The organism is Candidatus Pelagibacter sp., from assembly GCF_052049775.1.
Taxonomy (GTDB): domain Bacteria; phylum Pseudomonadota; class Alphaproteobacteria; order Pelagibacterales; family Pelagibacteraceae; genus Pelagibacter.
Genome location: NZ_JBNGZH010000015.1, coordinates 1 through 7,208 on the forward strand (window position 1 = coordinate 1; position 7,208 = coordinate 7,208).

The following is a 7,208-nucleotide window of genomic DNA, read 5'->3' on the forward strand; positions in this document are numbered from 1 at the left end:
ATTAATGATGAAGTTAATTTTAATAAAGAAGATCTAAAATTAATTGATGCTAATGCACGAAAAATTATCTCTGAATTTAAAGATAATATTAAAGAAATAAACAACTTTACAAGGGAAAATTTAGAACCGATAGTTCAGGAACTAATAAAATCTAATAACACCAATTTTAAAGGTGTTGGTCAGCCCTTAAGAGTGGCTTTAACAGGGTCAAAATTTGGTCCTGGTATTTATGATATAATTATATCTCTGGGTAAAGAAGAGGTTAAAAAAAGATTATCCAACAAGACTATTTCTTAAGATTGTGGCTACTTCATTAGATGATGAAGAATTCGATCTAATTCCTTTTAAAGTTTGTTTGCATTGTTCTAATTGTTTTTTTCCAATCTCTGGATTTTTTAGAATATATAAAACAGAATTATAAATTTCTTTTGCATTACACTCACTTTGCAACAATTCAGGAATGACTTCTTTATTATTAATTATATTGATGATATTTGCAAATTTAACATTTACCAATAATTTAAATATCATAAAATTTATAAAATTTAATTTATAAATAATTATTGAAGGAACATTGGCGTTACAAACTTGAAGAGATATTGTTCCTGACTTACATACAGCAAAAATTGAATTTGATAATATTTCCCTTTTTATATTTTCATCCGAAATTACATCAATATTATTCAAATTTTTATCTTTAAGATACTCAACAATGTTATTTTTATTTTCTTCAGTAGCGTGAAAAATAAAATTGTAATTTAAATTTCTTTTGTTCATCATATTTATAAAATCAATTAATATTGGTAATAAAACATTTGTTTCAGATTTTCGACTACCTGGAAATAAAGAGATTATTTTTTTATTATTAGAAATAAAATTACTGATATCTGTTTTATCATTTTTATTATTTTCTATTAACGGATGACCTACAAAAGTATTATTTATATTCTCTTCATCAAAAAATTTTTTTTCAAAATCGAATAAGAGAAGAATATGATCAATAAATTTTTTAATCTTTTTTACCCTTCCTTTTCTCCAAATCCAAACTTGAGGGGCTACATAGTGAATTGTCTTAATTTGAGGATTAATTTTTTTTACCTTTTCTGCAACTCTTAAAGTAAAATCTGGACTATCAACACTAAACAAAATATCTGGATTAAATTTCAAGATTTCTTTAACAGTGTGATTAATTCTTTTATTAATCTTAAAAATATTTAACAAAACACTCGTGAAACCCAAATAAGTTATTTCTTTCAAATCAAAGATAGAATCTATGCCTATTTTTTTTAAATTTGACCCGCCTACAGATAAATATTCAATATCTGTATAATTTTTTTGAAGTTTAGAAATTGCTGTAGAAGCTAATTTATCTCCAGAAGGTTCTCCTGTAAGTACAAATATTTTTCTCATTTTATCAAAATAAAAATTTTATTTTTATTTGCAAATTCAATACTTTTAAATTTATCTAAAAAGATATTTTTTTTAGATTTAAGAACTATTCCTTTTAATCCATATTTTTTACAATCTTTTATAGTTTGAATCCCAATTGTTGGTAAATCCATTCTCAAATCTTGTTTTTTTTTAGGAAATTTGATTAAAATACCACCTGAATTTTTCTTTAATTTAGACATCATTTTTCTGGTGCCTCTATTGTCTTCTTTTGCTATCATCTTATTGTCTTTTACTATTAGTGCTTGAATATGATCATAACTATTTGTCTTGGCTAAATGTCTAATACCTCGATTGATTGATTTAATATCTGCCCTAGAAGGTTTAGAATTTGTATAGTTACCTTTTTTTGCAGTTAACTCAGAATTAAAATGGATTGAGCTTATAACTTTAATTTTTTCATTTTTAAGAATTTCTATTATGGCTTTTATTATAGCTGCATCACCTAGTTTGGCAGCTTTTATTATACTTGGCATATAATAAATACCTTTTAAATCTAATCTCAATGCGGAAAATTTTGGTTTAGCGATTTTCCCTGCAAAAAGAACTTTGTTGGATTTTTGCTTTTTAATTAAATCTATAATTTTTCCAAATTTTCCAATGCTTATTCTGTAAGAGTTTTTTTCTTTTGCAAATAAATTATTTTTAGAAAAATCAATTATAAAGTATTTCTTTTTTAATTTTTTTATCTTTTTGAGAACAACTTTTGGAAAATCTGTGTCACCTAAGAATAAGCCAATCATTTTATTTTGAAAAAGGTGTGCATATTGGTCTTTTTTTATCTTTCTCTAAAAATTCGATAACATCTTTTACAAGATTATTTTTTTTTAATTCAGATCTTAAATTCTTTAAATTATCTGTTAAATTTTCACTTTTGAAAATTTCTTTATATGCTTCACTTAAAACTAGTATTTCTTTATTAGTTACATTTTGTCTTCTTAAACCAATTAAATTTAACCCTTGAAGAATACTTCTATTACCATGAACCATAGCATAAGGAATTATATCTCTTACTACACCGCACATTCCACCTATCATTGCAAACTTACCTACTCTAGTAAATTGTTGCACAGCTGAGTTACCTCCGATTATTACATTTTGCTCTATATGTGCATGTCCACCGAGAGGAACATTATTTGCAAGTATTACATTGTCTTCAACTAAGCAATCATGTGCTATATGTGAAGAAACCATAAACAAACATCCATTACCAATTTTAGTAATACCACCCCCACCTTTGGTACCTGGATTTATTGTTACATATTCTCTAATTTTATTGTTATCTCCAATCTCTAATTTGGTATCCTCACCATTAAATTTTAGATCTTGAGGATCGTTTCCAATAGAGGCAAATGGATATATCTTATTTTTCTTCCCAATTTTAGTGTTTCCACTAATACTAACATGAGATTGGATAATAGTATTTTCTCCTATTTCAACATTTGGTCCAATTACTGAATAGGCACCTACTTCTACATTGGATGATATTTTTGATTTTGGATCAACGATAGCAGTTGTGTGAATCATCTATTATTTTTCAAAAATTCTCTAATACTTTTTGCTGGATAGCCCATAACTTTAGCGTTATCTGGCACATCCTTTATGACTCCACTTCCACCACCTATTTCCACGTTATTACCAACTTTAATGTGTCCAGAAATACCAGCTTGGCCTCCAATTTTTACGTTGTTTCCGATAATTGAACTTCCAGCGATTCCAACTTGTCCAGCTAAAATTGTATTTTCACCAATTTTTACATTATGAGCTATATGGATTTGGTTATCCAAAAAAGTATTCTTACCAATTTCTGTATTTGATAATGAACCACGATCAATTGTAGATCCACACCCAATTTCACAATTTTCATTTATTATAACAATACCTATATGCGGATACCGAATATTCTTATTATTATTAGGGAAGAAACCAAATCCTTTTTTTCCAATTACACAATTATCTAAAATGGTCACGTTATCTTTAATAATAGTATTTCTCAAAATTGTATTTGATCCGATTTTGCAATTATCACCAATTTGTACATTGCGTTCAACAATTGTATTATGTCCAATTAAGCAATCTTTACCAATTTTTACATTTTCTCCAACTAATACATTTTTTCCAGTTTTAACTATAGTTTTAAAATTAGTGTCATTAATATTAATTGCAGACTTATCGTATTCGTCTTCAATTGAATTTGGGTAAAATTTTTGAGTTACAAGTGAAGTAGAAATTAATACATTATCTACAACAATAGCAGTACAACTTTTTGGAAGATAATCTTTTAAATTTTGTGTTGTTAAACAATAAGAAGCTTTAGTTTTCTTAGCTATTTCATTATATTTTTTTGAATGAAAAAAAGTAATGCAATCTTTTTCAGCACTAAATAAATCCTTAATGTCTTTTACTATTTGATTTTTTTCTATTTTAAGTTCAATTTTTAAAATTCTTAAAATTTCCAAAATATTGAAAGGGCCACTTTTAGTAAAGAATGGATTAAACATAATTGCTTTTACCAAAGAAGGACTCGATATGTTATCAAAAATTATTGCTAATTATTTCTTATCTACAATTGTAGCGGACCATATTGCATCTGCCATTTTTTTATCATCTACAAATGCTTCACCTTTATATTTCCATACACGACCATGGGATCTAATAGCTTCTATTTTTAAAATTAATTTACAATCTGGTATAACAGGGTTTCTAAATCTTGCTTTTTCGACTCCCATTAGGAATACTAGTTTGTTTTCATATGTTGATTTATCTAAACCATGCGCTGTTAAAGCAGCTGCAGCTTGACCGAAAGACTCAACAATTAATACACCAGGCATAACTGGTTGTCCTGGGAAATGACCATCAACAAAAAAACTATCTTTTTTAACATTTACAACAGCTGATGCTGAAAATAATTTTTTAATATCATAAAGTTCATCAATTAATAACATTGGCTCACGATGAGGTAATAATTCAATTATTTGTTTTTTATTTAATGATGTGCTCATTTAATTTCAATATCAATTATTTTGATAATTTCTTGAGTAACATTTTTCTTTTTACTTGCTACGAAAATATTTTTTTTATCAAGTACCATATCAATTTTTTTTTCATTTACATATTTTTCAATTATTGGTGTTATCTTTTTAAAAAATTCTTCAAATTCAGCTTTCTTTTTTTGATTAAACTCATTTATGACTTTTTGTTTATCCTTATTAAAAATAGATATTTCTTTTCTAAATTCCGTTAATTTTTTCTTTAATTCTTCCTCAGAAATTATATTTTTTTGACTTTTTATTTCATTTTCAATTTTTTTAAGTTCCTTTTCTTTTTTTTCAAATTTTAATAATGCATCCTTTTTTGATTTATCAAGTCTGTTTAAAATTGTTTTACCAGCTTTTGTATTACTTACTAAACTATCTAAATCTAGATATACAATTTTATTCTCACTATATGCTGTTGGCAAAAAAATAAAGAGAACTAATAAAAAAATAATAAATCTTTTTATGTTATTCATTAAAAAGTTGTGCCTATATTAAATCTGAATGCTTCTTCAATATCAGTTGACTCCTTTGTAATTGGATGAGCAAATGAAAAAGTCAAAGGTCCAACCGGTGTTAACCAATCTAGTCCTAATCCAACTGAACTTCTAATACCGCTATTGTCAAGAGAGCTATCGTAGTCAACTCCCCAAATATTTGCTGCATCTGCAAACATCACAACATCTAAATTTTGAACATTTTGAAAAATAACAGGTAAAGTTGTAGTTGCATTTATGCTCGATACATAATTACCCCCAATAAAATCACTGCCATCTTTAGGTCCTACCTTGCCTGACTCAAAACCTCTCAATCTTCTTCCAGGCAAATATAATCTCTCTGATAGTTTAACATCATCACTGCTCAAAGAGTTTGCAGTTTTAAATAAAAGAGATAGTGATGATACATTATTTTCGTATAGCTCTTTAAAGATTTTATAATTATAAATATTCGTTAAAGTGTTTGTATCACTTATAATTGGTACATTTACATTGTAACTACTGAAAAAACCATCTGTTGTTTGATATTTTTGATTTCTTTTATCGTAAATAAAATCTAGTCCAATAAAACTATCAAAATAATTTCCATCTTGTTTTTTTTGCCTAGAGGATGCACTTGAGTCGACATCAATTTTTTCGATATTATTCTTTGTGGATAATCCTAATCTCAAATCATCTAAAAACTCAAATTTTGTCCCAATAGAGAAGCCTGTAACATTAGATTTGTAACCAGATGTTGCTAATCTATCTATTGAGGTGGCTTCAAGAGCTAAATCAAGGTTTTTATCAGAATTTTTATAATTTGGATTAGAAACTATAAATTTTCCTCTTATTCTCTCTTCTGAAACCATTAAATTACTATCAAGTTTCACTCCTCTACCTAAATAATTATTTTCTTTAATTCCAAAAGAAAAATTTGAACCATCTGTACCTGTTCCAATACCAGCAAAGATCTCACCTGTAGCTTTTTCAGTTACATTAATATTAATTATTTTTGTATTAAATTGATTTCCATCTAAAATTTCACCTTCGACTTTTTCAAAAAAATTCAAAGCTTTAATATTATTTAACGATTTTGCATAAAGAATTTGATTAAATGGATCACCTTCATCTATTTCAATTTGATTTCTTAAAACTGACTCTCTTGTAATATTGTTTCCAAAAATATTAATTCGTTCAATAAAGAACTTTTCGGTTTCTTCAATTTTAAAACTTATATTTATCTTATTTGAAATTATATTTTCATTTACATTAGCCTTAATAGACTCATATTGTTCATTAATAGTTATTACTTCAATCTTTTCAATAATATCCTCAATTCTATTAACAGAATATGGTTCATTTTCTAATCTTTCAAAAAATTTTTCAACTACTTCATAATGAGATTTAGAAAAATCATTTGGTATATCTAACGTTAGATCGCCAAAAAATACTTTTGTATTAGCGTCAATATTAAATATTAATTCAAAAGATTTATCATTAATCATTTTTGCAAATGATGAATTTATTTCGACATTATAAAAACCTTTATTTAAATAAAAATTTTTAAGCAATCTTTCATCATAACTTATCATAGACTCATTTAGATATTTTCTTCCAGATAAGAATTTCCAAGGCTTATATTCTTCACTTAAGATTACATTTTTTAATTTTTTATCCTTAAAAATTTTATCACCAATAAAAGAAATTTTTTTAATTTTAGCTTTTTCTCCGAGAGAGATGTTATAATTTAAATTAATTTTATTGTCCTCTAACTCATCAATTGAAATTTCAATTTTGGAGAAATAATAACCCAAATTTTTTAAAAAATTTTTTATTTTCTTTTTATCCTTTTCTAATAACACTTTATTAAAAGAAGATCTTGATTTTAGAATAGAGTTATTTTTTAATTCTTCTAAAATTTTGGATGATTTGACACCTTCATAACTTATATTTTGTATAATTGGATTTTCTTTTACTTTTATAGTTAAAGTTTCATTTAAAACTTTTACAGAAACTAAATCAAAGAAATTTGTATTATATAATCTTTTGAGAATATTGTTTAAATCTACCTCAGTTACATTGTCACTAATAGATACTCCACTAAACATTTCAATTGTCTGTGAGGAAATTCGGTTGTTTCCCTCTATATTTATCTTATTAATTACCTCTGCTCTTAATATTGAGGCAAATATAAGAAAAAAAATTAAAAATAAATTTAATTTACAAAATGATTTCAGCATATTCA

At 25.8% G+C, this 7,208-nt stretch carries 7 protein-coding genes and 1 pseudogene; 1 reads left to right on the forward strand and 7 read right to left on the reverse strand.

What is annotated here, in order from left to right:
- Nucleotides 1-297, forward strand: a pseudogene (locus ACTT83_RS02740) (glutamate--tRNA ligase); the annotation flags it as partial.
- On the opposite strand, the gene lpxB reads toward ACTT83_RS02740, so the two are convergent.
- The 7 genes from lpxB to bamA all read right to left on the reverse strand — a co-directional run.
- Nucleotides 274-1,410, reverse strand: a complete 1,137-nt coding sequence (gene lpxB, locus ACTT83_RS02745; protein ID WP_440918638.1) for a lipid-A-disaccharide synthase — start codon at nucleotides 1,408-1,410, stop codon at nucleotides 274-276. The pseudogene ACTT83_RS02740 and the gene lpxB overlap by 24 nt on opposite strands.
- Entirely contained in the window at nucleotides 1,407-2,192 is a 786-nt protein-coding gene (gene lpxI / locus ACTT83_RS02750) for a UDP-2,3-diacylglucosamine diphosphatase LpxI domain-containing protein (RefSeq protein ID WP_440918639.1), read from the reverse strand. The genes lpxB and lpxI overlap by 4 nt, the downstream gene beginning before the upstream one ends.
- Before the next feature lies 1 nt (nucleotide 2,193).
- Nucleotides 2,194-2,976, reverse strand: a complete 783-nt coding sequence (gene lpxA / locus ACTT83_RS02755; protein WP_440918640.1) for an acyl-ACP--UDP-N-acetylglucosamine O-acyltransferase — start codon at nucleotides 2,974-2,976, stop codon at nucleotides 2,194-2,196.
- The gene (gene lpxD / locus ACTT83_RS02760) at nucleotides 2,973-3,950 is read right to left on the reverse strand and encodes a UDP-3-O-(3-hydroxymyristoyl)glucosamine N-acyltransferase (RefSeq protein WP_440918641.1); all 978 of its coding nucleotides are present in this window, start codon (nucleotides 3,948-3,950) and stop codon (nucleotides 2,973-2,975) included. The genes lpxA and lpxD overlap by 4 nt, the downstream gene beginning before the upstream one ends.
- A gap of 51 nt (nucleotides 3,951-4,001) precedes the next feature.
- Nucleotides 4,002-4,451 (reverse strand): 3-hydroxyacyl-ACP dehydratase FabZ, encoded by a 450-nt coding sequence (gene fabZ, locus ACTT83_RS02765; RefSeq protein WP_440916486.1) that lies wholly within the window; start codon nucleotides 4,449-4,451, stop codon nucleotides 4,002-4,004.
- On the reverse strand, nucleotides 4,448-4,960 hold the full coding sequence (locus ACTT83_RS02770) for an OmpH family outer membrane protein (protein WP_440918642.1): 513 nt from the start codon (nucleotides 4,958-4,960) through the stop codon (nucleotides 4,448-4,450). Before ACTT83_RS02770 ends, fabZ begins: the two co-directional genes overlap by 4 nt.
- Nucleotides 4,960-7,208: outer membrane protein assembly factor BamA (gene bamA / locus ACTT83_RS02775; protein ID WP_440918643.1), on the reverse strand; the 2,249-nt coding region annotated here is incomplete at its 5' end. The genes bamA and ACTT83_RS02770, both read right to left, overlap by 1 nt.